Genomic DNA, 23,420 nt, shown 5'->3' on the forward strand with positions numbered 1-23,420 from the left:
TCAGTCCCAGTTCCGGCCGGGCGCGTGATGCGTTTCCAGATTGCCGAAGCGGGTGAACTGCCCCTCGAAGGACAGCTCGACCGTGCCGATCGGCCCGTGGCGCTGCTTGCCGATGATCACCTCGGCCCGGCCATGCAGCCGTTCCATCCGCGCCTGCCAGTCGGCCATTTTCGACAGGTCATCCTCGCCCGGCTTTTCGCGTTCGGCATAATATTCCTCGCGGAAGACGAACATGACGATATCGGCGTCCTGCTCGATACTGCCCGATTCGCGCAGATCGGAAAGCTGCGGGCGCTTGTCCTCGCGGCTTTCGACCTGACGCGACAACTGGGACAGCGCGATGACCGGGATGTTCAGTTCCTTCGCCACCGCCTTCAGCCCCTGAGTGATCTCGCTGACCTCGTTCACCCGGCTGTCCTTGGCCGACGAGGCGCGCAGAAGCTGAAGATAGTCGACGAACAGAACGTCCAGCCCGTGGGTGCGCTTCAACTTGCGGGCGCGGGCGGCCAATTGGTGGATCGGCAGGGCCGGGGTGTCGTCGATGTAAAGCGGGCAGGTCTCAAGCGCGGTGGCGGCGTCGATGAAGCGGCGGAATTCCTCTTCGCTCATGTCGCCGCGGCGGATCTTTTCGCTGGGCACCTCGGATGCTTCCGACAGGATCCGCGCCGCCAGTTGTTCGGCCGACATCTCAAGCGAGAAGAAGCCGACCACGCCGCCCTGTGATGGATCGCGCGCGCGTTCCTTGGCGACGTTGAAGGCGATGTTGGTCGCAAGCGAGGTTTTCCCCATCGACGGGCGCCCGGCAAGGATGATCAGGTCCGACTGCGACAGGCCGCCAAGCTTGCGGTCCAGATCAATCAGCCCGGTCGGCGTGCCCGACAGGCCGCCGTCGCGCTGATAGGCCGCGTTGGCATGCTGGACGGCGGTCAGCGCGGCTTTCAGGAAACTTTGGAACCCGCGTTCGGCCACCCCCTGTTCGGCCATCTGATACAGGCTTTGCTCGGCCGATTTGATCTGTTCCTCGGGGTCGTCGTCGACCATCACCTTGGCGGCCCGCGCCGTGATGTCCTGTCCCAGTTGCATCAACTCGCGCCGCAGCGCGAAATCGCGGATCATCTGGGCATAGTCGCGCGCGGCATAGGACGAAATCGCCGCCCCCGCGATCCGCGCCAGATAGGCCGGCCCGCCCAGTTCCTTCAGCCCCTCGTCATCCTCCATGAACGCCTTTATGGTGACCGGGCTGGCAAGGGCGTTGCGTCCGATCCGTTCCCGGCACAATTCGAAGATGCGGCCGTGGACGGGATCGTAGAAATGGGCCGACTGGACGATCTGGATGACCCGGTCCATGACCTCGTTATTGGTCAGGATCGCGCCCAGAAGCTGCTGTTCCGCCTCGATCGAATAGGGGGTGGCGGGCTCGGGCAGGGGGTCCGCTTGCCGCGCCTGAATTGCCCTGACCTCGCTCATGTCATCCGCCCCCGACCGAATCTAGAAAACGCACCCTTATTGCATATTGCGCCACCGGGCGGCACTGGGTCCGGGACGAATTTCGTCGCCCGCCGGACCGCGGGGGCTGGATTCCGCCGCACCTCAGGCGTGCGCGGCCTGCCATTCGCGCGGTTCCCGAAGAAAGCGTTCGACCTCGGCCAAGGTTGGATCGTCGAACGATCCGCGCGCGCGGGCGACCGCCAGAACATCCCACCAGGTGCACAGGTGATGCAGCGTAACGCCATGATCCTTAAGCGTTTTCGGGGTTTCCGGAAAGATCCCGTAATAGAAGATCACGGCGGTATCCCCGCAGGTCGCCCCGGTCTCGCGGATCGCATCGACGAAAGACAGCTTGCTGCCGCCATCGGTGGTCAGGTCCTCGACCAGAAGCACCCGGTCGCCTTCGCCCATCACCCCCTCAATCCGGGCGTTGCGGCCGTAACCTTTCGGCTTTTTGCGCACATAGGTCATCGGCAGGCCCAGCCGTTCGGCCACAAGGGCCGCGAACGGAATGCCGGCGGTCTCGCCCCCGGCGATATTGTCGAAGGCTTCGAAACCGGCGTTCCGGCAGACGGTCGCCGCCATGAAATCCATCAGCGTGCCACGGATGCGCGGATACGAGATCAGCTTGCGGCAATCTATATAGGTCGGCGATTTCAGCCCCGAGGCCAGCGTGAACGGATCGGCCGCGTTGAAATGAACCGCGTTGATGTCCAGCAGCATGCCGGCGGTCAGCCGGGCGATTTCTTCGGCGGGGGGGAAGGTCAGGGCCATGTGCGGTCTTTCATTCGACGTGCCAGAAAAGCGGAAAACCCGGGTCGAACACCGTAACCCGGGCGGTGTCGAACCCGATGTGCTCGGGGTGGATCGCCGGGGTGTCGCGCCGGGTCAGCGTGATGCGCGCCGGGTTCGGCTCGACCCCATAGAAGGCGGCACCATTCAGCGAGGTGAATGCCTCCAGCCGGTCCAGCGCGCCTTCCTCCTCGAACACCTGCGCGAGGATCGAGAGCGTGTTCGGGGCGGTGAAACAGCCGGCGCAGCCGCAGGGCGACAGCTTGGCCGCGTCGGGGTGGGGGGCGCTGTCGGTGCCCAGAAAGAACCGTGCGTCGCCCGAGACCGCGGCCTGCCGCAGCGCCAGCCGGTGTTCTTCGCGCTTGGCCACCGGCAGGCAGTAGTAATGCGGGCGGATGCCGCCGGCCAGAATATGGTTACGGTTGATGATCAGGTGATGGGTGGTGATGGTCGCCGCAATATCGGCGCCCGACCCGGCATTGGCGCGGACATAATCGACGCCGTTGCGGGTCGTCACATGCTCCATCACCACGCGCAGCCCGGGCGTGCGGTCCCGCAAGGGTTCCAGCACCCGGTCGATGAACACCGCCTCGCGGTCGAAAATGTCGATCTCGGGGTCGGTGACCTCGCCATGCACGCACAGCGGCACGCCCTTTTCGGCCATCGCCTCCAGCACCGGGCGCACCTTGTCAAAGTCGCGCACCCCCGAATCGGAATTGGTCGTGGCACCGGCGGGGTACAGCTTGACCGCCGTGATCAGCCCTTCCTGATGGGCGCGGACCACATCGGCGGGATCGGTCTTTTCGGTCAGGTACAGCGTCATGCGGGGCACGAAATCCGCCCCCTTCGGCAGCGCATTCAGGATGCGTTCGCGATAGGACCGCGCGTCCTCGGCCGTGACCACCGGCGGCACCAGATTGGGCATGATCAGCCCGCGTCCGAAGTGATTGGCGCTATAGGGCAGCACCGCGCGCAGCATCTCGCCGTCGCGGAGATGCAGATGCCAGTCGTCGGGGCGGCGGATCGTCAGGTTCATGGCAGGACCGGGGCGCGAGCAAAAAGGGATCGCCCGCTCCTACACCCCGGATGCCGGTTTGGCCAGCCGGTTGGACAGCCAGTCCCATTTGGGAAACACCTCGCGGCAAAAAAAACAAATATATGTATAAATTCCTTGGCAAGCCGGTCCGTTACTACATATTGGGGGAACGCACCTCCGATCCGGCGATGCGATTTTGGGATTGGATTTTGCCGATGGCACGCAATTTGACGCCAGATTTCACCGCGCTGTCCCCGGCGGACTCGGTCCGGCTTTGGACGGAACTGTTCCGGCTTGGCGTCGAATCGCAGATGGTGATCGCCATGCGTGTGGCCGGAATGATGGGGCTTTGGCCGACCTCGCCGGGCGAGGAAAGCCGCATGTTCATCGAAAAGCAGGATGCCGCATGGGCCGCGTTCCGCGCGATGAGCCGCGCCGTCGGCCGCGGCGCCACGCCCGAGCGGATGATGGCGGCAGCACTTCGGCCCTACAGCCGCCGCGCCCATGCCAACGCCAAGCGCCTGTCGCGGGCGCCGCTGCGCTGACACGGCGCTGAAATGGGGCTCACCCCCACCGCGCGGATTGGCCGGGCGGTGGGACGGACCCCAGGGACGGGTCCTGGGGATGGGGCGGATCAGCGCGGCTTCAGCGTCAGGGTATTGCTGGCGCTCATCACCACGATCTGACGGATATCGGCAAGCGCCTCGTGCGAAAGCGTCAGGCCGACGGTCAGCTTGTCGGTTTGCGGGTTCGCGGGCATCGCGGCCTGCGGCGATCCCGGCACCGGCGGCACCGCCAGAAAGCGCAGGCGCAGCACACCATCGGCGTCGGGGGTCAGCCGGTCGCCGGGCTGTGGGGTTTCGGTGACAAGGGCGGCCGAATTCCAGCCCTTTGTCGGCACCGCGCCCTCGACCACCAGAAGACGACCTTCGACCAGCGGCTCGAATCGGGCATTGGTCGCCGCCGGCACCAGGGAACGGAAATCATCCGAGGCGTCCGGGTAACCGCCCTTGGGGGCAAGCGTCGTCGGGCCGGTGTCTTCCTGCGCAAACCAGCCCAGCGGATTCCAGCCGCTGTCGCTGAACCGGCCGCAGCCCGCCAGCGTCAATACCGTCGCCATCGACAAAAGCAGGGCCGATTTCCGAAGCGTGGGGAAGGTCATGCGTCACATTCCTGACTAAACGCCGTTTTCCCGGTCATAGGCGATTGCGATGCGTCTGGAAACCCCCGCTGCCCGGACCTAGATAGGCATGAGGGAAAGGACGGACCATTGGCTACACCCGCTTTCGAAGACATCGCCGACACCTTCAGCTTTCTGGACGACTGGGAGGATCGCTATCGCCATGTGATCGAGCTGGGCCGTGCCATGCCGGCCATGGACCCGGCCTTGCAGGTGCCCGCGACAAAGGTCGAGGGTTGCGCCAGTCAGGTCTGGATCATGCCGGCGATCGAGTCCGGCCGCTTTGACTTTATTGGTGACAGCGATGCCTTGATCGTCAAGGGGTTGGTGGCCATTCTTCACGCGCTTTATGCGGGCGTGCCGGTGGCTCAGGTGGCCGCGATCGATGCCCCTGCCGAACTGGGCCGGCTGGGGCTCGAGGAACATTTGTCGGCGCAACGCTCGAACGGGCTAAGGGCGATGGTGAAGCGCATCGGCCAGCTTGCGGCCGAGGCGGCGTGATTCCGGGCGGGACGAGCCGCCCGGGCATCGGCGCGATCAGACCGCGGCGATCACGATGATCTCGACCTTGTAATCGGGCGTTGCCAACGCCGATTCGCCGGTTGCGCGCGCCGGGGCGTTACCCTGCGGCACCCATGCATCCCAGACCGCGTTCATCTCGGCAAAATCGCCCATGCTGGCCAGCCAGATCTGGGCGGTCAGGATACGGGTCTTGTCGGTGCCGGCCTGCGCCAGCAGCCGGTCGATCTGGGCCAGAACCTCACGGGTCTGATCCGCCACCGGCGCGCCGGGCTTGCCGACCTGACCGGCAAGATAGCACAGGCCCCCATGGACGACGGCCTGGCTCATCCGCGGGCCGGTCTCGAAGCGTTTGATATCGGACATTGGGGTTCCTTTCCTTAGAACATCCGCCAGAAGAATACCGCTGCCATGCCGAATCCGATCGCCGCGATCAAGGCCCGCAGGATCGGGCGCGGGATGCGCCGCGCCAGCGGCGCGCCCAGATAGCCGCCGGTGATCGTCCCCAGCGCCATGATCAGTGCCGCGTTCCAGTGGATCAGCGGCGCGGTGCCGGTGAACATGTCATAGACCAGAAACACCGCGACCGAGATCAGCGAAAGCGCGAAGGACAGCCATGTTTTCAGCCCGTTCATCTGGTGCAGGTCGCGCATCCCCCACAGGCTGAACAGCGATAAAAGGATGATGCCCAGACCGCCGTTGAAATAACCGCCATAGATCGACACGCCCAGCATGCCGCCGGCGCCGAAGGCCGTCACCTCGCGCGCGTGGCGGCTGGCGAAGGCGCGGATCTGTTCGCCAAAGACAAAGGCCAGGGTGGCGATCAGCAGAAGGAACGGCACGATGGCGGAAAACGCCTTGTTCGACGAAAAGATCAGCAGGACCGAGCCGATGATGCTGCCGATCACGGTCAGCACGGTCAGCCGCAGCACCTGCGCGCGGTCGATCGAGGCCAACTCGCGCCGGAAACCCAGTGCGCCGGCCAGATAACCGGGCAGGGCGGCCAGCGTGCTGGTGGCATTGGCGGCGACGATGGGTATGCCGGTAAAGACAAGGGTCGGGAAGGTCACGAAAGTCCCCCCGCCGGCGACCGTGTTCATCACCCCTGCGACAAAGCCGGCCCCGAACAGCAACGCGATTGTTTCCATGCCGGCGGTCCTTTCCGTTTAGCCCGGCGCACCATGTCCCCGGCGCGCCGCCTAGTCGAGGGGGCACGCGCCGCTGTCCGCACCGAATGGTGCAATTGCGCCGCAGGTTTTTCCGGATCAGGCCGCGCCCGTCGCAGGGCCGGTCGCAGGGTCCGTCGCAGGGCCGGTAGGGGCGCCGGGCAGGGCGTTCAGCACAAGCTTCAGCGCATGCAGGACCGTGGCGCGCCGCACATTGCCGCGCCCGAGCGCGCCGAAATCGACGGTTTCCGTCCGCGTACCCTGCGCCGTGGCGATGCCGAAACAGACCCGGCCCTCGGGTTTTTCGGCGCTGCCGCCGCCGGGTCCGGCGATGCCGGTCACCGCCACCGCGACGCCCGCGTCCGAGCGGTCAAGCGCGCCCCGGGCCATTTCGGCCGCGACCGGCTCGCTGACCGCGCCATGGGCGGAAAGGGTCTTTTCGCCGACGCCCAGCATCTGCATCTTGGCGGCGTTGGAATAGGTGACAAAGCCGCGATCCACCACATCCGACGACCCCGGTATCGCGGTCAGCGCCGCCGCGATCATGCCGCCGGTGCAGCTTTCGGCGGTCGCCAGCATGACGCCCGCCCGGCGGGCCGAGGCGAGGGTCTGCCGCGCCAAAGCGTTGCTGCCGCGCGTCGTCATCGCAGGAACACGCCGTGCGCGATCGCGGCGGCAAGGATCGTGCAGACCCCGGCCAGCGCACCCGCCGCCAGATCATCCAGCATAACCCCCGCCGCATCGGTGCGCCGGTCAAGCCGCCCGACCCACCATGGTTTCCAAATGTCGAACAGCCGGAAGAACAGAAATGCGGCGACCGGCGCGGGCCAGGGAAACATCGTCGAGGGCGCGCCCGCGAACCAGAACCCGGCCGAGGCGAAGCTCAGCGCCAGCCACTGGCCCGCAACCTCGTCGATCACGAACTCGGAACGGTCCTTGTGCGCGTCGCCCCGGCTGGCGGCCTCGACCGACCAGAAACCCAGGATCGTCACCGCGACCGTCGCCGCCGCCAGCAGCGGAAAATGCCCAAGCCGGTGGATCAGCACGCCCAGCATCACCGCCACGGCCGAGGCCCATGTGCCGGGGGCCGGGCGCAGCAGTCCGACGCCGAACCATGTCGCGATGAAACGGGCAGGGGTCAGACGGGGCGCAGTCGGACGGGGCGGGGTGGTCATCGGTCACCTCCGATCAGGGTGCAGGTGGCAAGCGCGGCGATGCCTTCGGAACGGCCGGCAAAGCCCAGCCGCTCGGTGGTCGTGGCCTTGACGCTGATCCGGTCGGGGGTGACGGACATGATTTCGGCCAGTGCCGCGATCATCGCCGGGGCGTGCGGGGTGATCTTGGGTCGCTCGCATATCAGGGTGACATCGGCATTGCCGATCCGAAGGCCCCGGGATGCGGCAAGCCCGACGGCGTGTCGCAGAAAGATCGCGCTGTCGGCGCCCTTCCATTGCGGGTCCGAGGGCGGGAAGTGCCGCCCGATATCGCCCATCGCCAGCGCACCATAGATGGCATCGGTCAGGGCGTGCATGCCGACATCGGCGTCCGAATGACCGACCAGCCCCTTGTCGTGCTCGACGCGAACCCCGCACAGGGTGACGTGATCGCCGGGACCGAATGCGTGCACGTCGAACCCGTTGCCCAGCCTGACATCCATCGCCCCATCCTTCGTATCGGCACCCCTGCCATCGGCGGGCGTTGTATCGGTGGCTTGCGTCCCGCCGTCGCTTGCCGCGTGATCCGCCGCGATCCGTCGCGCGGCCAGGATCCGCTCGGCGCGGTTGAAATCGCCCGGCCGGGTGATCTTCAGATTATCGTCCGAGCCGGCGGTGATGGTGACCGGCGTCCCCATGGCGCGGACCAGTTCGACATCGTCGGCAGCGGTGTGGCGGGCGGCCGCGCGATGGGCGGCCAGCGCGATGTTCAGCCGGAAGCCCTGCGGGGTCTGGGCGCGGAACAGCTCGGCCCGCGGGACGGTTCCCGCGACCTGACCCTGATGGCCGCGCCACAAGGCATCGCTGACCGCGACCCCGGGGGCTGCGGCATCCGCGCCGGCGCTTAGCGCATCGACCACGCCGGCGATCACCTCGGGCGGGCAGGTGGCGCGGGCGGCGTCATGGATCAGGACGTAGCCGATTCCCGACCCTTCCAGCACCGAAAGCCCGGCCAGCACGCTGTCCTGCCGGGTCGCGCCGCCGGTGACCAGCGTCACCCGTCCGCCGAACCGTTCCACCCCGCGCACCATATCCTCGGCATGCAGGACGACGACGGTGCGTTCCGCCCCGGCGAAACTGTCGATCGCATGGTCGAGCACCGTGCGGCCGTTCGCCCCCAGATCATGCCATTGTTTCGGTTCGGGATGGCCCATCCGCTGACCACGCCCGGCGGCGACGATCAGGGCGGCGAAACCGGGCGGGAACAGCGGCTTTTGCATCATGCGGCGCGGTCTAGGACATTGCCCCTGCAAGAGCAATCTATTCCCGCGCCCGGTCACGAGGGAATGAGAGGGGGGAATGACCGCGACCCGCCTGCCGCGCCGGAATATGTCGGCGCTCAACGGCGGGGCCGTGCCCGGCGCCCGTCATTTGCCCCCTCGCCCCGGGGTGGCATCTGCGCCTATATGGCTGTATCCCGACGCTATTCACCGCCTGCAAGGGCAACAATTGCAAAGGTATGCCATGGCCGAAGCCTCATCTTCAGACATCGCCAAGGACGCCGCGGCACGCGCCGCCGTCGCGCTGGTCGAGCCCGGCATGAAGCTGGGCCTTGGCAGCGGGTCAACCGCCGCCGTCATGGTCCGCCGGCTGGCCGAGCGGAATGATGAAGAACCGCTGGGGCTGATCTGCGCCGCCACCTCGGCCGCGACGGCCGAGCTTGCCACCTCGCTGGGTCTTGCGGTGCACGAACTGGACCAGATCGGCTGGCTGGACATGACCATCGACGGCGCCGACGAGATCGACCCCGACCTGAACCTGATCAAGGGCGGCGGGGGGGCGCTGTTGCGCGAAAAGATCGTCGCCATGGCCTCGGACCGGATGGTCGTCATCGCCGACCCGACCAAGGTCGTCGAGCAGCTTGGCGCCTTTCATCTGCCGGTCGAGGTGATCCCCTTCGGCTGGGAAATCACCCGCAAGCTGATCGGCGAGGCGCTGGTCGCCGAGGGGATGGAGCATCGCCCGATACTGCTGCGCAAGCGCGACGACACGCCGTATCGCACCGATGAGGGCAACCTGATCCTTGATCTGGCGCTGGAGCAGATCGAGGATCCGGCGCGGCTGTCGCGGGTGCTGAACGCGCTGCCCGGCGTGGTCGAAACGGGGCTGTTTCTGAACATCTGCCGGCTGGCCATCATCGGGCGCGAGGACGGCAGCACCATCGAACTGACGCCCGAGGAACGCGGATGACCTTTGATTTTGATTTGTTCGTGATCGGCGGCGGCTCGGGCGGGGTGCGCGCGGCCCGCATCGCCGCATCGGAATATGGCGCCAAGGTCGGCCTTGCCGAGGAAAGCCGCATGGGCGGCACCTGCGTCATTCGCGGCTGCGTGCCGAAGAAGCTGATGCTGTTCGCCTCGACCGGCGGGGCCTCGGTGGCCGAAGCGCGGGGCTATGGCTGGACCCGGGCCGAGGCCGGGCCGTTCAACTGGACCATTTTCCGGCGCAAGCTCGATGCCGAACTGAACCGGCTTGAGGGGCTTTACCGGCAGGGGCTGAGCAATGCGGGCGTCACCATCCATGATCAGCGCGCGCGGATGATCGACCCCCATACGGTCGCGCTTGCCGACGGCACGCGCCTGACCTCTCGCTATATCCTGATCGCCACCGGCGGCCGGCCCACATTGCCGGATTTCGAGGGGGCGGAGCATGCGCTGATCTCGGACGATCTGTTTCTGCTCGACACGTTGCCGGGCAAGGTTCTGATCGTGGGCGGCGGCTTTATCGCCTGCGAATTCGCCACCATCCTTGCCGGTATGGGCGCGGCCGTCATGCAGGTTCATCGCGGCCCGCATGTCCTGCGCGGTTTCGACGAGATGGGGCGCGAACTGGTCGGCCAGCAACTGCGCGAGATCGGTGTCGATCTGCGCCTGTCCCAGACCATCGCCCGGATCGAGTTGCGGGGCCAGACCCGTCACGTCACCTTTGCCGATCGCAGCACCGGCGATTTCGACGCGGTCATCGTGGCCACCGGGCGGCATCCGAACACCGCCGGTCTGGGCGCGGCCGAGGCGGGCGTGACCCTGGGTCCGTTCGGTCAGATCCTTGTGGACGAATGGTCGCAAACCAACCTGCCCTCGGTCTATGCCGTCGGGGACGTGACCGATCGCGTCAACCTGACCCCGGTCGCGATACGTGAAGGGCACGGCTTTGCCGATACCGTCTTTGGCGCCAAACCCCGCAAGGTCGATCACCGGCTGGTGGCCAGCGCGGTCTATACCCGCCCGCATGAGCTTGGCTGCGTCGGACTGACCGAGGATGAGGCGGCGAAGCACCGGGCGGTCGATGTCTACGCCACCAGTTTCCGTCCGATGCGGTCGCTTTTCGCCGGCAGCGAGGCCAAGGCGGCGATGAAGCTGGTCGTGGACAGCGAAACTCGCAAGGTTCTGGGGGGCCAGATATTCGCCCCGGAAGCGGGCGAGATGGTCCAGCTTGTCGCGGTCGCGATGGGCATGGGGGCCACGAAAGAGGATTTCGACGCCACCATCGCCGTGCATCCCACCCTGGCCGAGGAACTGGTGACGATGCGCAATGTGACCCGTCGGGTCGGCCCGCACGAATCCGTGCCGGCGGCTTGACGGAATGACGGCTTAAATCCCGACTGCGACACCGGGGCTGGTTGACTTTCAACGCTCAGCCCCCAGTTTGCAGGATGGACAATTGGACGGAAAGGCGACGGATGGCTAATCAGGGCCCTTGGGGCGGCGGAAGTAACGACAAGGAACCGCAGGGCGGCAAGAAAGGCGAGGACCCCGGCAAGAACGGGGGCAACCAGCAGCCGCCACGTCCCTGGGGGGCGCCGCAGGACCCGGATGATCAGGATCGCCCGCCGCCGCGCGGTGGCCAGCGCCGTCCCGACCAGATCCCGGAAATCGAGGAGTTGATGCGCAAGGGGCAGGATCGCCTGCGCGTGCTGATGGGCGGCCGTGGCAGCGGGCCGCAGCCGCCGCGCCGGGGCGGTGGTCTTGGCGGCATGCTGCCAAGCCGCGGGGTTCTGGGCTTGATCGCGCTGGCGCTGGTGGCGCTGTGGGTCTACGCCAGTTTCTACACCGTCCGTCAGGAAGAACGCTCGGTCGAGTTCCTGTTCGGCCGTCCCGTCGGCACCGGCGGACCGGGTCTGAACTTCGCGCCCTGGCCGGTCGTCACCGCCGAAATCGTGCAGGTCACCGGCGAACGTGTGACCGAGATCGGCAGCGGCCGCTATGCCGAGCGCGGCAACACGAACTCGGGTGGTCCGCTGGTCACCGACAGCGGGCTGATGCTGACCCGTGACCAGAATATCGTGAACATGGAATATCAGGTGGTCTGGAATATCTCGGACCCCGAGAAATACCTGCTGATGCTGGCCGACCCGGGCGATACCGTGCGGGCCGTCGCCGAATCCGCGATGCGCGACATCATCGCGCGCACCGATTTTGCCCCGGTCCTGAACCGCGACCGTGGCGCCATCGGACAGGAACTCGCCACGGCGGTCCAGCAGACGCTGGACAGCTATCAATCCGGTATACATGTGGTGCGTGTGAACCTTGACCGGGCCGAGGCGCCGGATCAGGTCATCGACAGCTTCCGCGACGTGCAGGCCGCCCAGCAGGAGCGTGACCGGCTTGAGAAAGAGGCCGACGCCTATGCCAACCGCGTATTGGCCGAAGCACGCGGCCAGGTCGCCCAGCTTGGCGAAGAGGCCGAAGCCTATCGCGCCCAGGCCGTTAACGGCGCCGAGGGCGAGGCCGCGCGGTTCAACGCGATCTACGACGAATACGCGAAGGCGCCGGATGTGACCCGCCGCCGGATGTATCTTGAAACGATGGAAAAAGTCCTTGGCGGGGTGAACAAGGTCATCCTTGACGGCGTGCCGACGACCGGGGGGCAGGGATCGGGCGTGGTGCCCTATCTGCCGCTTGACCGCCTGACCGCACCAACCCCGCAGGGAGACAAGTAAGATGGCCAGTAACCCGAACTCTCCCAATCCCGGCCGTTTTGCCCGCCTTGGCGGATGGTTGCTGCCGATTCTCGTCCTCGTGGTCTTTGCGATCATGTCCTCGGTCTTTGTGGTCGACGCGCGCGAACGTGCGCTCGTCACCCGCTTCGGACAGGTGGTGCGGGTGATCAACGAACCCGGACTGGGCTTCAAATTCCCGGTCATCGAGCAGGTGCAATATTACGACAAGCGGATCCTGTCGCTGACCACGCGCCCGCTGGAGGTGACGCCGCTTGACGACCGCCGGCTGATCGTCGACGCCTTCGCGCGCTGGCGGATCACCGATACGGTCGAGTTCCGCGAGGCCGTCGGCCCCAGCGGCGTGCAGGGGGCGCAGGACCGTATCCAGCCGATCATCGTCAACGCCATCCGCGCCGTGCTCGGCTCGGTTCCGTCAACCACGGTGCTGTCGGATGACCGGACGCCCCTGATGAACCAGATCCGCGATCAGGCCCGCGCCAGCGCCGCCGCGCTTGGAGTCGAGGTGATCGACGTGCGCCTGACCCGCACCGACCTGCCGGATCAGAACCTCGAGGCGACATTTGCCCGGATGCGCGCCGAGCGTGAACGCGAAGCGGCGGATGAACGCGCCCGTGGCGGCGAGGCCGCGCAGCGGGTGCGGGCGGCGGCCGACCGCACCGTGGTCGAGCTGACCTCGGAAGCGCGGCGCAACGCCGAGATCATTCGCGGTCAGGCCGATGCCCGGCGGAACGCGGTCTTCGCCGAAGCTTATGGGCGCGACCCCGAGTTCTTCGCCTTCGTCCGCTCGATGCAGGCCTATGAGGCGTCGATGAAGGGCGAAAACTCGTCGATGGTGATCGCGCCGGAAGGTGAGTTCTTCAGCTATATGCAGGGCGATGGCGCCGAGAACGCGCAAACCCCCGCGCCGCCGGTACCGCAGCCCACCCCGACCACGCCGGATGCGGCCATGCCGCCGGAGGCGCCGGCGAATGGCGCGGACACGACGGGGGAAGGGGCGGTGCCCGATGCACCGGCCGGGGACACGGCGCCGGATGCGGCGCCGGACGCCGCTGGCACTTCGCCGGCCGCGGGCAGCACGGCGCCGGACGCAAGCGCGCCCCCGGCCTCTGGCGATGCTTCGACGACACCGGCCGCGCCGGATGCGGCCGCGCCCGACGCCGGCGCGCCCGATGGCGCCGCCCCCGCGTCCCCCGACGCGCAGCCGGCCGCGCCGACGGCCCCGGCAAACTGATCATCGGCGGCGCGCGGGGATCATTCCGCGCGCTGCCAACCCCCGCGAAGGCAAGTCACAATCAGTTCACCGAGTGAGAGCGTGATTTATTTGCAACTCCCGTTCAATTGGCCCTAATTCCAATCCGTTGCCGGCACGTTTCTTGGTGTCCGCAGAACTTGGAGATTATCCGCATGACGACGAAGACTTCCCCCGAGGGATCAGCAATCAAGTCCCGTGGCCGTTTCCTTGCGGTCTCGGTGCTGGCCCTGTCGCTAGGACTTGGCGCGGTGCCCGCCCTTCTCAGCGCGCAGGTCGCGACGCAGACCCAGGACGGCCAGACCGCTATCGTACCGCCGCCCGGTCAGCCGGTTCAGGCGGCCCCCTCGCAAGAGGCGCCGCCCAGCTTTGCCGATCTGGTCGAACGGGTCAGCCCGGCGGTGGTCAACATCACCACCACCTCGACCGTTGCCGCGCCGACCAACCCGATGTTCCCCGATGGCAGCCCCTTCGGCGATCTGTTCCGTGACTTCCGCGGCCCCGGCGGGCCGGATGACGGTCCGGGCGACGGCATGCCGAACGGGCCCTTCGGGCGCGGCGGCCCGCAGCGTTCGAACGCTTTGGGCTCGGGCTTTGTGGTGTCGGCCGACGGCTATATCGTCACCAACAACCACGTGATCGACGGCGCGGATGAGATCGAGATCGAGTTCTACTCGGGCAAGAAGCTGCCCGCCAAGGTGGTCGGCACCGACAAGCAGACCGACATCGCGCTGCTGAAGGTGGACACTGGGTCCGATCAATTGCCCTTCGTGAAGTTCGGCGATTCGGACGTGGCCCGCGTCGGCGACTGGGTGCTGGCGCTGGGTAACCCGCTGGGTCAGGGTTTCTCGGCCTCGACCGGGATCGTCTCGGCGCGTAACCGCGAATTGTCGGGAACCTATGACGACTATCTGCAAACCGATGCGGCCATTAACCGCGGCAACTCGGGCGGTCCGCTGTTCAACATGAACGGCGACGTGGTCGGCGTGAACACCGCGATCCTGTCGCCCAACGGCGGCTCGATCGGGATCGGCTTCTCGATGGCCTCGAACGTGGTGAACAAGGTCGTCCAGCAGTTGCGCGACTATGGCGAGACGCGGCGCGGCTGGCTGGGCGTCAAGATTCAGGATGTGACCCCCGACATGGCCGACGCGCTTGGCCTGCCCAAGCCCGAGGGCGCGATGGTGACGGATGTGCCGCAAGGCCCGGCTGCGGATGCGGGCATGCGGTCCGGTGACGTGATCACCAAATTCGCCGGCGGCGATATCACCAGTTCGCGCGATCTGGTACGCCGCGTGGCCGACGCCCCGGTGGGCGAGGCGGTCGATGTGGTCGTCATGCGCAACGGCAAGCCCGAGGATCTGAAGGTCACGCTGGGGCGCCGCGAACTGGCCGAGGGCACCTCGCAGCCCGGGTCCAGCGTGGACACGACCGGCGGAAGCGAAGAGGATCTGTTGGGCATGAAGGTCGAGCCGATGACCCCGGAAATCGCTGCCGAACTGGGCGTGGGCCGCGACAGCAAGGGTCTGGTGGTGAAATCGGTCGATCCCGAAGGCGTTGCCGCCGACAAGGGGCTGAACGCGGGCGACATCATCATCGAGGCCGGGCAGTCGCCGGTGAACTCGGTCACCGAACTGCACGACCAGATCACCCAGGCCAAGGAGGCGGGGCGGAAATCGGTCCTGCTGCTCTTGCGCCGGGCGGGCGAGCCGCGCTTTGTCGCGCTGCCGATCGAATAGGCGCCCGGACCTCGCGCCGGAATTCGGTGCGACACCGATATGATCCGGGGCGGCTTTCGGGCCGCCCCTTTTCATTGCGCGGTCGTTGACCTATCTGGAATGCCGAACAAAGGACGGGCCAGATGCCGAAGATCACCTATATCGAACACAATGGCACCAAGCATGAAATCGAGGTGCGCACCGGAATGACCGTGATGGAGGGCGCGCGCGATAACGGCGTCCCGGGGATCGAGGCCGATTGCGGCGGGGCTTGCGCCTGTTCGACCTGCCACGTCTATGTCGATCCCGCATGGGTGGACCGGCTGCCGCCGAAGGACCCGATGGAAGAGGACATGCTGGATTTCGCCTGGCAGCCCGATCCCGAACGCTCGCGCCTGACCTGCCAGTTGAAGGTCACGCCGGAGCTGGACGGGCTGGTCGTGAACATGCCCGAAAAGCAGATCTGATCACCGGAAGGCCACAGCACCGTCGCGGGTCGTAGTGGCCCGTAGTGGCCCGTAGTGACCCGTCATGGGCCGTGGCGGGTCGTCGTCGTGGGGCGCCGGTCCGGCGCGGGACCTCGCGCCACCATTTCACGCCAGCATTTACAGCGCGCGCCAGCCGATGTCGCGGCGATAGAAGCCCTCGGGCCAGTCGATGGCCTCGGCTAGCGCATAGGCCTCGGCCTGCGCCTGCGCCAGGCTGTCGCCGCGCGCGGTCGCGGCCAGAACCCGGCCGCCGGTGGCGATGATCCGGCCGTCGCGTTCGCCGGTCCCGGCGTGAAACACCATATGGCGGCTGTCCTGCGGCAGCGCGTCCAGCCCCCGGATCACGCTGCCCTTGTCATAGGCGCCGGGATAGCCGCGCGCCGCCAGAACCACGGTCAGCGCATGATCGGCGGCCCATTCGACGTTATAGCCCGCCAGCCGGCCCTCGGCGCAGGCAAGCAGCAGATCAAGGATCTGGCCGCCAAGCCGCATCATCAACACCTGACATTCCGGGTCGCCGAAGCGGACGTTGTATTCGACCAGCCGGGCGCGGCCGTCCTTGATCATCAGGCCGGCATAGAGCACGCCCTGAAACGGCGTGCCGCGCCGCGCCATCTCGGCCACGGTGGGGCGGATGATCTGTTCCATGACCTGTTCCTGCAACGCGGGCGACAGGACCGGGGCGGGCGAATAGGCGCCCATGCCGCCGGTATTCGGCCCGGTGTCGCCGTCGCCGACGCGCTTGTGATCCTGCGCCGTGCCGACGGGCAGGCAGTCGGTGCCGTCGCACAGGACGAAGAAGCTGGCTTCCTCGCCATCCATGAATTCCTCGATCACCACCTCGGCGCCGGCCGCGCCGAACTCGCCGCCGAACATCAGGTCGATGGCGTCCAGCGCCTCGGGCTCGGTCATGGCGACGGTGACGCCCTTGCCGGCCGCGAGCCCGTCGGCCTTGATCACGATCGGCGCGCCCTTTTCGGCGACATGGGCGCGGGCGGCGGCGGCATCGGTGAACCGCGCCCAGCCGGCGGTCGGCGCGCCGCTTGCGTCACAAACCTCTTTGGTGAAGGCCTTGGATGCCTCCAGCCGTGCCGCCGCGGCCGAGGGACCGAAGGTCCGCACCCCCGCCGCGCGCAGCGCATCGGCCACACCGGAGGCCAAGGGCGCCTCGGGGCCGATCACCACGAAGCCGATGGCGTTCTCGCCGCAGAAATCGACCACATCCGGCCCGGACAGGATGTCCAGCTTGGCGCATTCCGCGATTTCGGCGATACCCGCGTTGCCGGGCGCCACGATCAGCCGGTCGCATTTGGGGTTCTGCCGGATCGCCCATGCCAGCGCGTGTTCCCGCCCGCCGCCGCCCAGGATCAGGATATTCATTCGCCGCCCTTTCGCTGTGATCCGGGGCGTTCTACTGTGCCCCCGGAAAGGGAACAAGACACATGGATGATCTGATCGACGAACCCGCAGCGGGCGGCAACGCGCATGAATACACCGTGTCCGAGATTTCCGGCGCGGTGAAGCGCACGCTCGAGGATCAGTTCGGCCGTATCCGGGTGCGCGGCGAGATCGGGCGGGTGTCGCGCCCGGCCTCGGGGCATCTTTACTTTGACATGAAGGACGACCGCGCGCTGATCGCCTCGGTCTGCTGGAAGGGGCAGGTCGCGCGGCTGGTCCAGATGCCCGAGGAGGGGATGGAGGTGATCGCGACCGGCCGCATCACCACCTTCGCCGGGCAATCGAAATATCAGCTTATCGTCGATCAGATCGAGCCGGCGGGCGCGGGCGCGCTGATGGCGATGCTGGACAAGCGCCGCCGCATGCTGGAGGCCGAGGGGCTTTTCGCGGCCGGGCGCAAGAAGCCGCTGCCGTTTCTGCCGGATGTGATCGGGGTGATAACCTCGCCGTCGGGGGCGGTGATCCGCGACATCCTGCACCGGCTGCGCGACCGCTTTCCCAGCCGGGTGGTGATCTGGCCGGTGGCGGTGCAGGGGGCGAAATGCGCGCCCGAGGTCACGGCGGCGATTCGCGGCTTCAACGCGCTGCCCGCGACGGGCGGCCCGGTTCCGCGTCCCGACCTGCTGATCGTCGCGCGTGGCGGCGGCAGTCTGGAGGATCTTTGGGGTTTCAACGAGGAAATCGTGGTGCGCGCCGCCGCCGACAGCGCCATCCCGCTGATCTCGGCGGTGGGGCATGAAACCGACACCACGCTGATCGACTATGCCGCCGATCTGCGCGCGCCGACGCCGACCGCGGCGGCAGAGCTGGCGGTGCCGGTGCGGCTGGATCTGGCGCAGCGGCTGGACGAGCTGGCGGCGCGGATGCTGCGGGGCATGCGGATCCGCGTCGATCAGCCGCGCCAGCGCCTGCGCGATCTGGCCCGCGCCATGGGGCGCCCGCAGACGCTGACCGAGCCCGCGCGCCAACGCCTTGACCTGTGGGCCGAGCGGCTAGAGCCTGCCTTGCGCAGCTTTGTCGCCCGGCGCCGTGACATACTGAACAGCCGCCCGGTCCGCCCGGCGCTGCTGACCGGCTATCTGTCGAACCGCCGGCAGGCGGTGCGGGCGCTGGCCGCGCGGCTGCGCCCGGCGACCGACCGCCGGATCGAGCGGCGGCAGGACCAGTTTCAAAGCCTGGCCACCCGCCTGCATCCCGCGTTCCGGCGCAATCTGGACGATCTGACCCGCCATGCCCGCCGCGACGCCGAGCGTCTGGCCGGGCTGACCGCGCGCCTTTCCGCCGCAGGCGCCCGTATCACCCCGCCCCGCCAGCAAACGCTGGACCGTCTGGACCGTCTGCGCCGGACGCTGGGCTATCCCGAGACGCTGAAGCGTGGGTTTGCCGTGGTGCACGGGCCGAAGGGGCTGATCACCTCGGCCGAGGTGGCGGCCAAAACCCCGCGGATGGAGATCGAATTCGCCGATGGCCGCACAGCGGTGACACCCGTCACGCCCGAGCCAAAGCCGGCATCGGCGCCGCGCAAACCGCCACCGGGTCAGGGCAGCCTGTTCTGATGGCGGCATTCCCGCGCTGGTCCGGGCCACCCGAGATATGGGCCTTCGCGCTCGCCGCCCTTGCTCCCGCCGTGCTGATCCTGCTGGCGGCCGCTTTCGGCGGCTGGTGGGTGTGGCTCGCGTTGGTCTGGATCAGCCTCGCCAGCCCGTCGGCCGATACGATCATCGCCCGCGCCTTTCCCGACCCCGAGGAGGGCCGCGCGACCCCCGGTGCAAACGCCCTGTCGGTAACCCTTGTCGGCGCGCATTTCATCGTCCTTGCCGCGACGCTGAGCGCGTTGACGGATGCGTGGATGGGCGGCTGGGCGGGGCCGGGCATGGGGCAGGTCCTGGGGCCGTGGCACAAGCTGGGGTTGTTTCTTGCGGCGGGCATGTTCTTTGGTCAGGTTTCCAACTCGAACGCGCATGAATTGATCCACCGTTCCACGCGCGGGCTTTTCGCCCTTGGCGCGGCGGTGTTCGTCAGCCTGCTGTTCGGGCACCATACCTCCAGCCATCGGCTGGTGCACCATCTGCATGTCGCAACCGACCGCGACCCGAACTCGGCGCGGCTGGGCGAGGGGTTCTGGCGGTTTTTTCCCCGCGCATGGTTCGGATCGTTCCGTGACGGGCTTGCGGCGGAACGCGCGCTGTCGGCGCGGCGCGCGGCGACTGGCGGTGCAACTGGGGCGGCGGGGCAGGGGCGGCTGAACCCTTATGTGATCTGGGTGGGCGGCGCGGTCGCGTGCATGGTCGGGGTGGCGCTGATCTGGGGCGGATCCGGTCTGGCGTTTTATCTGGCTCTCAGCCTTTATGCGCAGATGCAGCTTATGATGTCGGATTATGTCCAGCATTACGGGTTGCGCCGTCGCCAGCGGGCCGATGGCCGGATCGAGCCCGTCGGCCCCGCCCATAGCTGGGACGCCGGGCATCCGCTGTCATCGCTGATGATGGTGAACGCGCCGCGCCATTCGGACCATCACGCCCATCCGGGCCGGGCCTATCCCGATCTGCGTCTGGCGCGCGGGACGCCGCCGCGCCCGGTGCTGCCCTATTCCCTGCCGCTGATGGCGGCGATCGCGCTTGTCCCGCCCCTGTGGCGGCGGATCATGGACCGGCGCGTCGAACGGATGCGGCGCTTTGCCGATGTGCTGGCCGAAGCGCCGGTTTAGCCGGCCCGATGCGCGCCCGCCGCAAGATCGGCGACCTGCTTCAGGATATCCTCGACCGGCAACCCCTCACCGATCGACTTGACGATCGCCGAGCCGACGACGCAGCCATCCGCGACGCGCGCGATCGCCTCGGCGGCCTCGGGCGTGGTGATGCCGAAGCCGACGACGACGGGCAGGCCGGCGGCTTTCTGGATCCGCGCGACCTCGGGGGCGACGGCATCGGCATTCGCGGCCGGGCCGCCGGTGATGCCGGTGACCGAGACGTAATAGACAAAACCCGAGGTGTTCTTGACCACCGCCGGCAACCGCCGGTCGTCGGTCGTCGGCGTGGCAAGGCGGATGAAGTTCAGCCCGGCCTTCTGGGCGGGGATGCACAACTCATCATCCTCCTCGGGCGGCAGGTCGACCACGATCAGGCCGTCGACGCCGGCCTCGACTGCATCGGCAAGGAATTTGTCGACGCCGCGCGAATAGATCGGATTGTAATAGCCCATCAGCACGATCGGGGTCAGGTCGTCATCCTCGCGAAAGACCCGCACCATATCCAGCGTATGGGTAAGACTGCCGCCGGCGGCGAGCGAGCGTTGCCCGGCCATCTGGATGGTGGGGCCGTCGGCCATCGGGTCGGTGAAGGGCATGCCCAGCTCGATGATGTCGACACCCGCCCCCGGCAGACCCTTCATCACCGCCATCGAGGTGCCGTAATCGGGGTCCGAAGCCATGATATAGGACACGAACGCCTTTTTGCCCTGCTGGCGCAGCCGCGCGAAGGTATCGTCGATTCTGGTCATGGCTCGCCCCCGTCTGCCAGCGGATATCATTCGGCTGACAGCACTAGACCGCCAGCGGGCCGGGCGCAATCTCTCCGCGATGATGCGGCGGGCACTCCGCGATGATACGGCGGGTCAGGCTGCCGCCCCGTCCGGCTGTTCCGCAGGCGCCGCCATGATCATCCACGAGGTTCCGAAGCGGTCGGTCAGCATCCCGAATGCGGGCGAGAAGAAGGTCGGCCCCACCGGCATGCCGATGGTGGCGGCGGTGGCAAGGGCGGTGAACACGCGGTTGACCTCGGCCGCCGAGGGCAGGCTGATCGCGACCGAGGAACCGGCCATCTTGGTGCCCCCGTATTGCGACGGCATGTCCGCCCCCATCAGCACCCCGCCATCGGGCAGATCGAGCTGACCGTGCATGATCCAATCCGCCTGACCGTGTTCCAGCCGCGGCATGCCGTCGCCCGCGGGCATGTCCGAGAACGGCATGAGCTGTGTCGTGCCGCCAAAGATTTCGGCATAGGTCGTCAGCGCCTCGCGGCACTCGCCCTGGAACGACAGATATGGGGTGAACTGCATGAAAACGGTCCTTTTCCACGGGGTTTGACCGGGCCGGGCTGGACTTGCACGCGCCCCGGGCCTAATTAACCGCCGAATTGATGAAAGGTTGCAGAGATGGGTTTTCGGATGGGTATCGTCGGCTTGCCGAACGTGGGCAAATCGACGCTGTTCAATGCGCTGACGCGGACCGCCGCGGCGCAGGCGGCGAACTTTCCGTTCTGCACCATCGAGCCGAACGTGGGCGAGGTCGCCGTCCCCGACCAGCGGCTCGAGAAGCTGGCCGCGATCGCCGGCAGCAAGCAGATCATCCCGACCCGGATCACCTTCGTCGACATCGCCGGGCTGGTGAAGGGCGCCAGCAAGGGCGAGGGTCTGGGCAACCAGTTTTTGGCCAATATCCGCGAGGTCGACGCCATCGCCCATGTGCTGCGCTGCTTTGAGGATGGCGACGTGACCCATGTCGAGGGCCGCGTCGATCCCATTGCCGATGCCGAGACCATCGAGACCGAGCTGATGATCGCCGATCTGGAATCGGTCGAGCGCCGTCTGGCCAATATCCAGCGCAAGCTGAAAGGCGGCGACAAGGAAGCCGTGGCGCAGGAACGTCTGCTGAAGGCCGCGCAGGCCGCCCTTGAATCGGGGCAGCCGGCCCGGACCGTGGCCGTGGCCGAGGATGAGCGGCGGGCGTGGGACATGCTGCAACTGCTGACCGCCAAGCCGGTCCTATACGTCTGCAATGTGGCCGAGGATGAGGCCGCGACCGGCAATGCGCTGTCCGACGCGGTGGCCCGGATGGCGGCCGATCAGGGCGCCGCGCAGGTGGTGATCTCGGCCCGGATCGAGGAAGAGATCAGCCAGTTGCCCGCCGATGAGGCCGCGATGTTCCTTGAGGAGATGGGCTTGCACGAGGCCGGGCTGGACCGGCTGATCCGGGCGGCATACGGGCTTCTGGGACTGCAAACCTATTTCACCGTCGGCCCGAAAGAGGCCCGCGCATGGACCATCACCCGCGGGACGCTCGCCCCGCAGGCCGCCGGCGTCATCCACGGCGATTTCGAGCGCGGCTTCATTCGTGCCGAAACCATCGCCTATGACGATTATGTCGCCGGCAATGGCGAGGCCGGCGCCCGCGAGGCCGGCAAGTTCCGGGTCGAGGGCAAGGGCTATGAGGTCAAGGACGGCGACGTCCTGCATTTCCTGTTTAACGCCTGACACGCGCCCGGTTTGGCACGCCGGGGCTGGTGTGTCCGGGCGTGAGGCGGCCGAGTGTGGCGCGCTCTGGGCGTGACGCTTCCGGCGTGACCCGTCCGCCGATCTGATGCGCCCAAGCGTGCTGCGCTCTGGGCGTGACGCTTCGGGCTTGACGCGCCTCGAGCCCAATGGTCCCCCGATCTGATGCGCCCGAGCGTGGTGCGCTCTGCGCGTGACGCTTCGGGTCTGTCCCGCCGCCCGTGATCCCGGGCCATGATGCTTCGGGCGTGAAGCGCCGCTCCTGACGCCCGGGCGTGACGCCCGCGTGTGATGCATCGCTCCTGATGCCCCACTCCTGAAGCATCGGGCCCGATACTTGGGCCCGATGCTTGGGCCTGTCGCATCGGACCTGACGCACCATTCCTGCCGCCCGCATCCGAAACTGGTGTGACGCCCGACCGGACGGCCAGTTACCGCCTCCCGCGCCGTGAGTTGAATGCACCTTTTGAGCGGCGCTTTTCCAACCGCAGTTAGTGGGGGCCAATGCGGCGGCTTTCGCGACCCATCGCCCACCGTGACAGCCAGTCACCGCAGTTGCCATCCGCAGCGCGTTTCGACGGCATTCTTTGGCACGGGACTTTTCCAACCGCAGTTGGCGGGTCCAATGGAACGGATTTCGCAATCCACCGCACGTCGTGGCAGCTTTGCCACCGGCCGTAACGAGGTTTTGCCACGGATGGGTTTCGACCTCTTGTAGTTCCGGCATTTCAGATGCTAAAGCCGTCGGCGGAGTGGTGGCCGAGTGGTCGAAGGCACACCCCTGCTAAGGGTGCAGGCGGGAAACCGTCTCGAGGGTTCGAATCCCTTCCACTCCGCCACTTGCCCCCGCGAAAGCGTTCTCCCGATCCGGCTGCGGCCGGATT

General features: G+C 67.3%; 23 protein-coding genes and 1 tRNA gene. 12 read left to right on the top strand and 12 right to left on the bottom strand.

The annotated features are described in order from the left end of the window. From ACFSCT_RS17280 to pyrC, 3 genes are all read right to left on the bottom strand, one after another. Nucleotides 1-1,467: a replicative DNA helicase gene (locus tag ACFSCT_RS17280; protein WP_379144875.1), complete on the bottom strand. Its 1,467-nt coding sequence runs from the start codon at nt 1,465-1,467 to the stop codon at nt 1-3. Nucleotides 1,468-1,590: 123 nt separating this feature from the next. Then, nucleotides 1,591-2,262 (bottom strand): orotate phosphoribosyltransferase, encoded by a 672-nt coding sequence (locus tag ACFSCT_RS17285; protein ID WP_379144877.1) that lies wholly within the window; start codon nt 2,260-2,262, stop codon nt 1,591-1,593. A 10-nt stretch (nt 2,263-2,272) separates the two neighbouring features. Beyond that, nucleotides 2,273-3,316, bottom strand: a complete 1,044-nt coding sequence (gene pyrC, locus ACFSCT_RS17290; RefSeq protein WP_379144879.1) for a dihydroorotase — start codon at nt 3,314-3,316, stop codon at nt 2,273-2,275. A gap of 215 nt (nt 3,317-3,531) precedes the next feature. On the opposite strand from pyrC, the gene ACFSCT_RS17295 reads away from it, so the two are divergent. Next, complete coding sequence (locus tag ACFSCT_RS17295; RefSeq protein ID WP_379144880.1) at nt 3,532-3,861, top strand: antibiotic ABC transporter; 330 nt, start codon at nt 3,532-3,534, stop codon at nt 3,859-3,861. Nucleotides 3,862-3,950: 89 nt separating this feature from the next. Here ACFSCT_RS17295 and ACFSCT_RS17300 read toward each other — a convergent pair whose 3' ends face one another. Continuing rightward, nucleotides 3,951-4,478, bottom strand: coding sequence for a hypothetical protein (locus ACFSCT_RS17300; RefSeq protein ID WP_379144882.1), 528 nt, complete (start codon nt 4,476-4,478; stop codon nt 3,951-3,953). Between the two features lie 108 nt (nt 4,479-4,586). Here ACFSCT_RS17300 and ACFSCT_RS17305 point away from each other — a divergent pair, with 108 nt between their 5' ends. Then, on the top strand, nt 4,587-4,997 hold the full coding sequence (locus ACFSCT_RS17305; RefSeq protein ID WP_379144883.1) for a SufE family protein: 411 nt from the start codon (nt 4,587-4,589) through the stop codon (nt 4,995-4,997). 36 nt (nt 4,998-5,033) lie between these two features. Here ACFSCT_RS17305 and ACFSCT_RS17310 read toward each other — a convergent pair whose 3' ends face one another. From ACFSCT_RS17310 to ispF, 5 genes are all read right to left on the bottom strand, one after another. Beyond that, nucleotides 5,034-5,381 carry a RidA family protein gene (locus tag ACFSCT_RS17310; protein ID WP_379144884.1) on the bottom strand — a complete coding sequence of 116 codons (348 nt, stop codon included), beginning with the start codon at nt 5,379-5,381 and terminating at the stop codon, nt 5,034-5,036. 14 nt (nt 5,382-5,395) lie between these two features. After that, a complete protein-coding gene (locus ACFSCT_RS17315; protein ID WP_379144887.1) occupies nt 5,396-6,163 on the bottom strand; it encodes a sulfite exporter TauE/SafE family protein in 768 nt (255 codons plus the stop codon). 117 nt (nt 6,164-6,280) lie between these two features. Further along, on the bottom strand, nt 6,281-6,826 hold the full coding sequence (locus ACFSCT_RS17320; RefSeq protein ID WP_379144889.1) for a CinA family protein: 546 nt from the start codon (nt 6,824-6,826) through the stop codon (nt 6,281-6,283). Further along, the gene (locus ACFSCT_RS17325) at nt 6,823-7,323 is read right to left on the bottom strand and encodes a phosphatidylglycerophosphatase A family protein (RefSeq protein ID WP_379145042.1); all 501 of its coding nucleotides are present in this window, start codon (nt 7,321-7,323) and stop codon (nt 6,823-6,825) included. The genes ACFSCT_RS17320 and ACFSCT_RS17325 overlap by 4 nt, the downstream gene beginning before the upstream one ends. Before the next feature lie 29 nt (nt 7,324-7,352). Next, nucleotides 7,353-8,615, bottom strand: a complete 1,263-nt coding sequence (ispF, locus tag ACFSCT_RS17330; protein ID WP_379144891.1) for a 2-C-methyl-D-erythritol 2,4-cyclodiphosphate synthase — start codon at nt 8,613-8,615, stop codon at nt 7,353-7,355. A gap of 244 nt (nt 8,616-8,859) precedes the next feature. Between ispF and rpiA the strand changes: the two genes are divergently transcribed. From rpiA to ACFSCT_RS17360, 6 genes are all read left to right on the top strand, one after another. Beyond that, nucleotides 8,860-9,585, top strand: coding sequence for a ribose-5-phosphate isomerase RpiA (rpiA, locus tag ACFSCT_RS17335; RefSeq protein ID WP_379144893.1), 726 nt, complete (start codon nt 8,860-8,862; stop codon nt 9,583-9,585). Beyond that, nucleotides 9,582-10,973: a glutathione-disulfide reductase gene (gene gorA, locus ACFSCT_RS17340; protein ID WP_379144894.1), complete on the top strand. Its 1,392-nt coding sequence runs from the start codon at nt 9,582-9,584 to the stop codon at nt 10,971-10,973. Before rpiA ends, gorA begins: the two co-directional genes overlap by 4 nt. 101 nt (nt 10,974-11,074) lie before the next feature. After that, nucleotides 11,075-12,334, top strand: a complete 1,260-nt coding sequence (gene hflK, locus ACFSCT_RS17345; RefSeq protein WP_379144897.1) for an FtsH protease activity modulator HflK — start codon at nt 11,075-11,077, stop codon at nt 12,332-12,334. Nucleotide 12,335: 1 nt separating this feature from the next. Beyond that, complete coding sequence (gene hflC / locus ACFSCT_RS17350) at nt 12,336-13,586, top strand: protease modulator HflC (RefSeq protein ID WP_379144899.1); 1,251 nt, start codon at nt 12,336-12,338, stop codon at nt 13,584-13,586. A 173-nt stretch (nt 13,587-13,759) separates the two neighbouring features. After that, nucleotides 13,760-15,343, top strand: coding sequence for a DegQ family serine endoprotease (locus ACFSCT_RS17355; RefSeq protein WP_379144901.1), 1,584 nt, complete (start codon nt 13,760-13,762; stop codon nt 15,341-15,343). A 122-nt stretch (nt 15,344-15,465) separates the two neighbouring features. Continuing rightward, the gene (locus tag ACFSCT_RS17360; RefSeq protein WP_379144902.1) at nt 15,466-15,789 is read left to right on the top strand and encodes a 2Fe-2S iron-sulfur cluster-binding protein; all 324 of its coding nucleotides are present in this window, start codon (nt 15,466-15,468) and stop codon (nt 15,787-15,789) included. Between the two features lie 138 nt (nt 15,790-15,927). Here the strand turns inward: ACFSCT_RS17360 and purD are convergent, their stop codons facing one another. After that, nucleotides 15,928-17,190 (bottom strand): phosphoribosylamine--glycine ligase, encoded by a 1,263-nt coding sequence (purD, locus tag ACFSCT_RS17365; protein WP_379144905.1) that lies wholly within the window; start codon nt 17,188-17,190, stop codon nt 15,928-15,930. 62 nt (nt 17,191-17,252) lie between these two features. On the opposite strand from purD, the gene xseA reads away from it, so the two are divergent. Together xseA and ACFSCT_RS17375 are read left to right on the top strand one after the other, a co-directional pair. Further along, nucleotides 17,253-18,824, top strand: coding sequence for an exodeoxyribonuclease VII large subunit (xseA, locus tag ACFSCT_RS17370; RefSeq protein ID WP_379144907.1), 1,572 nt, complete (start codon nt 17,253-17,255; stop codon nt 18,822-18,824). Beyond that, nucleotides 18,824-19,975, top strand: a complete 1,152-nt coding sequence (locus ACFSCT_RS17375) for an alkane 1-monooxygenase (RefSeq protein WP_379144909.1) — start codon at nt 18,824-18,826, stop codon at nt 19,973-19,975. Before xseA ends, ACFSCT_RS17375 begins: the two co-directional genes overlap by 1 nt. On the opposite strand, the gene trpA is transcribed toward ACFSCT_RS17375, so the two are convergent. After that, entirely contained in the window at nt 19,972-20,766 is a 795-nt protein-coding gene (gene trpA, locus ACFSCT_RS17380) for a tryptophan synthase subunit alpha (protein ID WP_379144911.1), read from the bottom strand. The genes ACFSCT_RS17375 and trpA overlap by 4 nt on opposite strands. 114 nt (nt 20,767-20,880) lie before the next feature. Further along, nucleotides 20,881-21,324, bottom strand: a complete 444-nt coding sequence (locus ACFSCT_RS17385; RefSeq protein WP_379144912.1) for a VOC family protein — start codon at nt 21,322-21,324, stop codon at nt 20,881-20,883. 96 nt (nt 21,325-21,420) lie between these two features. Here ACFSCT_RS17385 and ychF point away from each other — a divergent pair, with 96 nt between their 5' ends. Then, entirely contained in the window at nt 21,421-22,518 is a 1,098-nt protein-coding gene (gene ychF / locus ACFSCT_RS17390) for a redox-regulated ATPase YchF (RefSeq protein ID WP_379144914.1), read from the top strand. Nucleotides 22,519-23,285: 767 nt separating this feature from the next. After that, a tRNA-Ser gene (locus ACFSCT_RS17395) sits at nt 23,286-23,375 on the top strand. The last annotated feature ends 45 nt before the right edge of the window (nt 23,376-23,420 follow it).

Source organism: Paracoccus pacificus (genome assembly GCF_042680785.1).
GTDB lineage: Bacteria > Pseudomonadota > Alphaproteobacteria > Rhodobacterales > Rhodobacteraceae > Paracoccus > Paracoccus pacificus.

Excerpts from the sequence above, each read along its gene's own strand:
- ychF (WP_379144914.1), top strand. The coding sequence starts at position 21,421 with ATGGGTTTTCGGATGGGTATCGTCGGCTTGCCGAACGTGGGCAAATCG.
- gorA (WP_379144894.1), top strand. The coding sequence starts at position 9,582 with ATGACCTTTGATTTTGATTTGTTCGTGATCGGCGGCGGCTCGGGCGGG.
- ACFSCT_RS17315 (WP_379144887.1), bottom strand. The coding sequence starts at position 6,163 with ATGGAAACAATCGCGTTGCTGTTCGGGGCCGGCTTTGTCGCAGGGGTG.
- ACFSCT_RS17300 (WP_379144882.1), bottom strand. The coding sequence starts at position 4,478 with ATGACCTTCCCCACGCTTCGGAAATCGGCCCTGCTTTTGTCGATGGCG.
- rpiA (WP_379144893.1), top strand. The coding sequence starts at position 8,860 with ATGGCCGAAGCCTCATCTTCAGACATCGCCAAGGACGCCGCGGCACGC.
- ACFSCT_RS17280 (WP_379144875.1), bottom strand. The coding sequence starts at position 1,467 with ATGAGCGAGGTCAGGGCAATTCAGGCGCGGCAAGCGGACCCCCTGCCC.
- ACFSCT_RS17320 (WP_379144889.1), bottom strand. The coding sequence starts at position 6,826 with ATGACGACGCGCGGCAGCAACGCTTTGGCGCGGCAGACCCTCGCCTCG.
- ACFSCT_RS17295 (WP_379144880.1), top strand. The coding sequence starts at position 3,532 with ATGGCACGCAATTTGACGCCAGATTTCACCGCGCTGTCCCCGGCGGAC.
- pyrC (WP_379144879.1), bottom strand. The coding sequence starts at position 3,316 with ATGAACCTGACGATCCGCCGCCCCGACGACTGGCATCTGCATCTCCGC.
- ACFSCT_RS17285 (WP_379144877.1), bottom strand. The coding sequence starts at position 2,262 with ATGGCCCTGACCTTCCCCCCCGCCGAAGAAATCGCCCGGCTGACCGCC.
- ispF (WP_379144891.1), bottom strand. The coding sequence starts at position 8,615 with ATGCAAAAGCCGCTGTTCCCGCCCGGTTTCGCCGCCCTGATCGTCGCC.
- trpA (WP_379144911.1), bottom strand. The coding sequence starts at position 20,766 with ATGACCAGAATCGACGATACCTTCGCGCGGCTGCGCCAGCAGGGCAAA.
- ACFSCT_RS17355 (WP_379144901.1), top strand. The coding sequence starts at position 13,760 with ATGACGACGAAGACTTCCCCCGAGGGATCAGCAATCAAGTCCCGTGGC.
- hflC (WP_379144899.1), top strand. The coding sequence starts at position 12,336 with ATGGCCAGTAACCCGAACTCTCCCAATCCCGGCCGTTTTGCCCGCCTT.
- ACFSCT_RS17360 (WP_379144902.1), top strand. The coding sequence starts at position 15,466 with ATGCCGAAGATCACCTATATCGAACACAATGGCACCAAGCATGAAATC.
- ACFSCT_RS17375 (WP_379144909.1), top strand. The coding sequence starts at position 18,824 with ATGGCGGCATTCCCGCGCTGGTCCGGGCCACCCGAGATATGGGCCTTC.
- xseA (WP_379144907.1), top strand. The coding sequence starts at position 17,253 with ATGGATGATCTGATCGACGAACCCGCAGCGGGCGGCAACGCGCATGAA.
- ACFSCT_RS17310 (WP_379144884.1), bottom strand. The coding sequence starts at position 5,381 with ATGTCCGATATCAAACGCTTCGAGACCGGCCCGCGGATGAGCCAGGCC.
- ACFSCT_RS17385 (WP_379144912.1), bottom strand. The coding sequence starts at position 21,324 with ATGCAGTTCACCCCATATCTGTCGTTCCAGGGCGAGTGCCGCGAGGCG.
- hflK (WP_379144897.1), top strand. The coding sequence starts at position 11,075 with ATGGCTAATCAGGGCCCTTGGGGCGGCGGAAGTAACGACAAGGAACCG.
- purD (WP_379144905.1), bottom strand. The coding sequence starts at position 17,190 with ATGAATATCCTGATCCTGGGCGGCGGCGGGCGGGAACACGCGCTGGCA.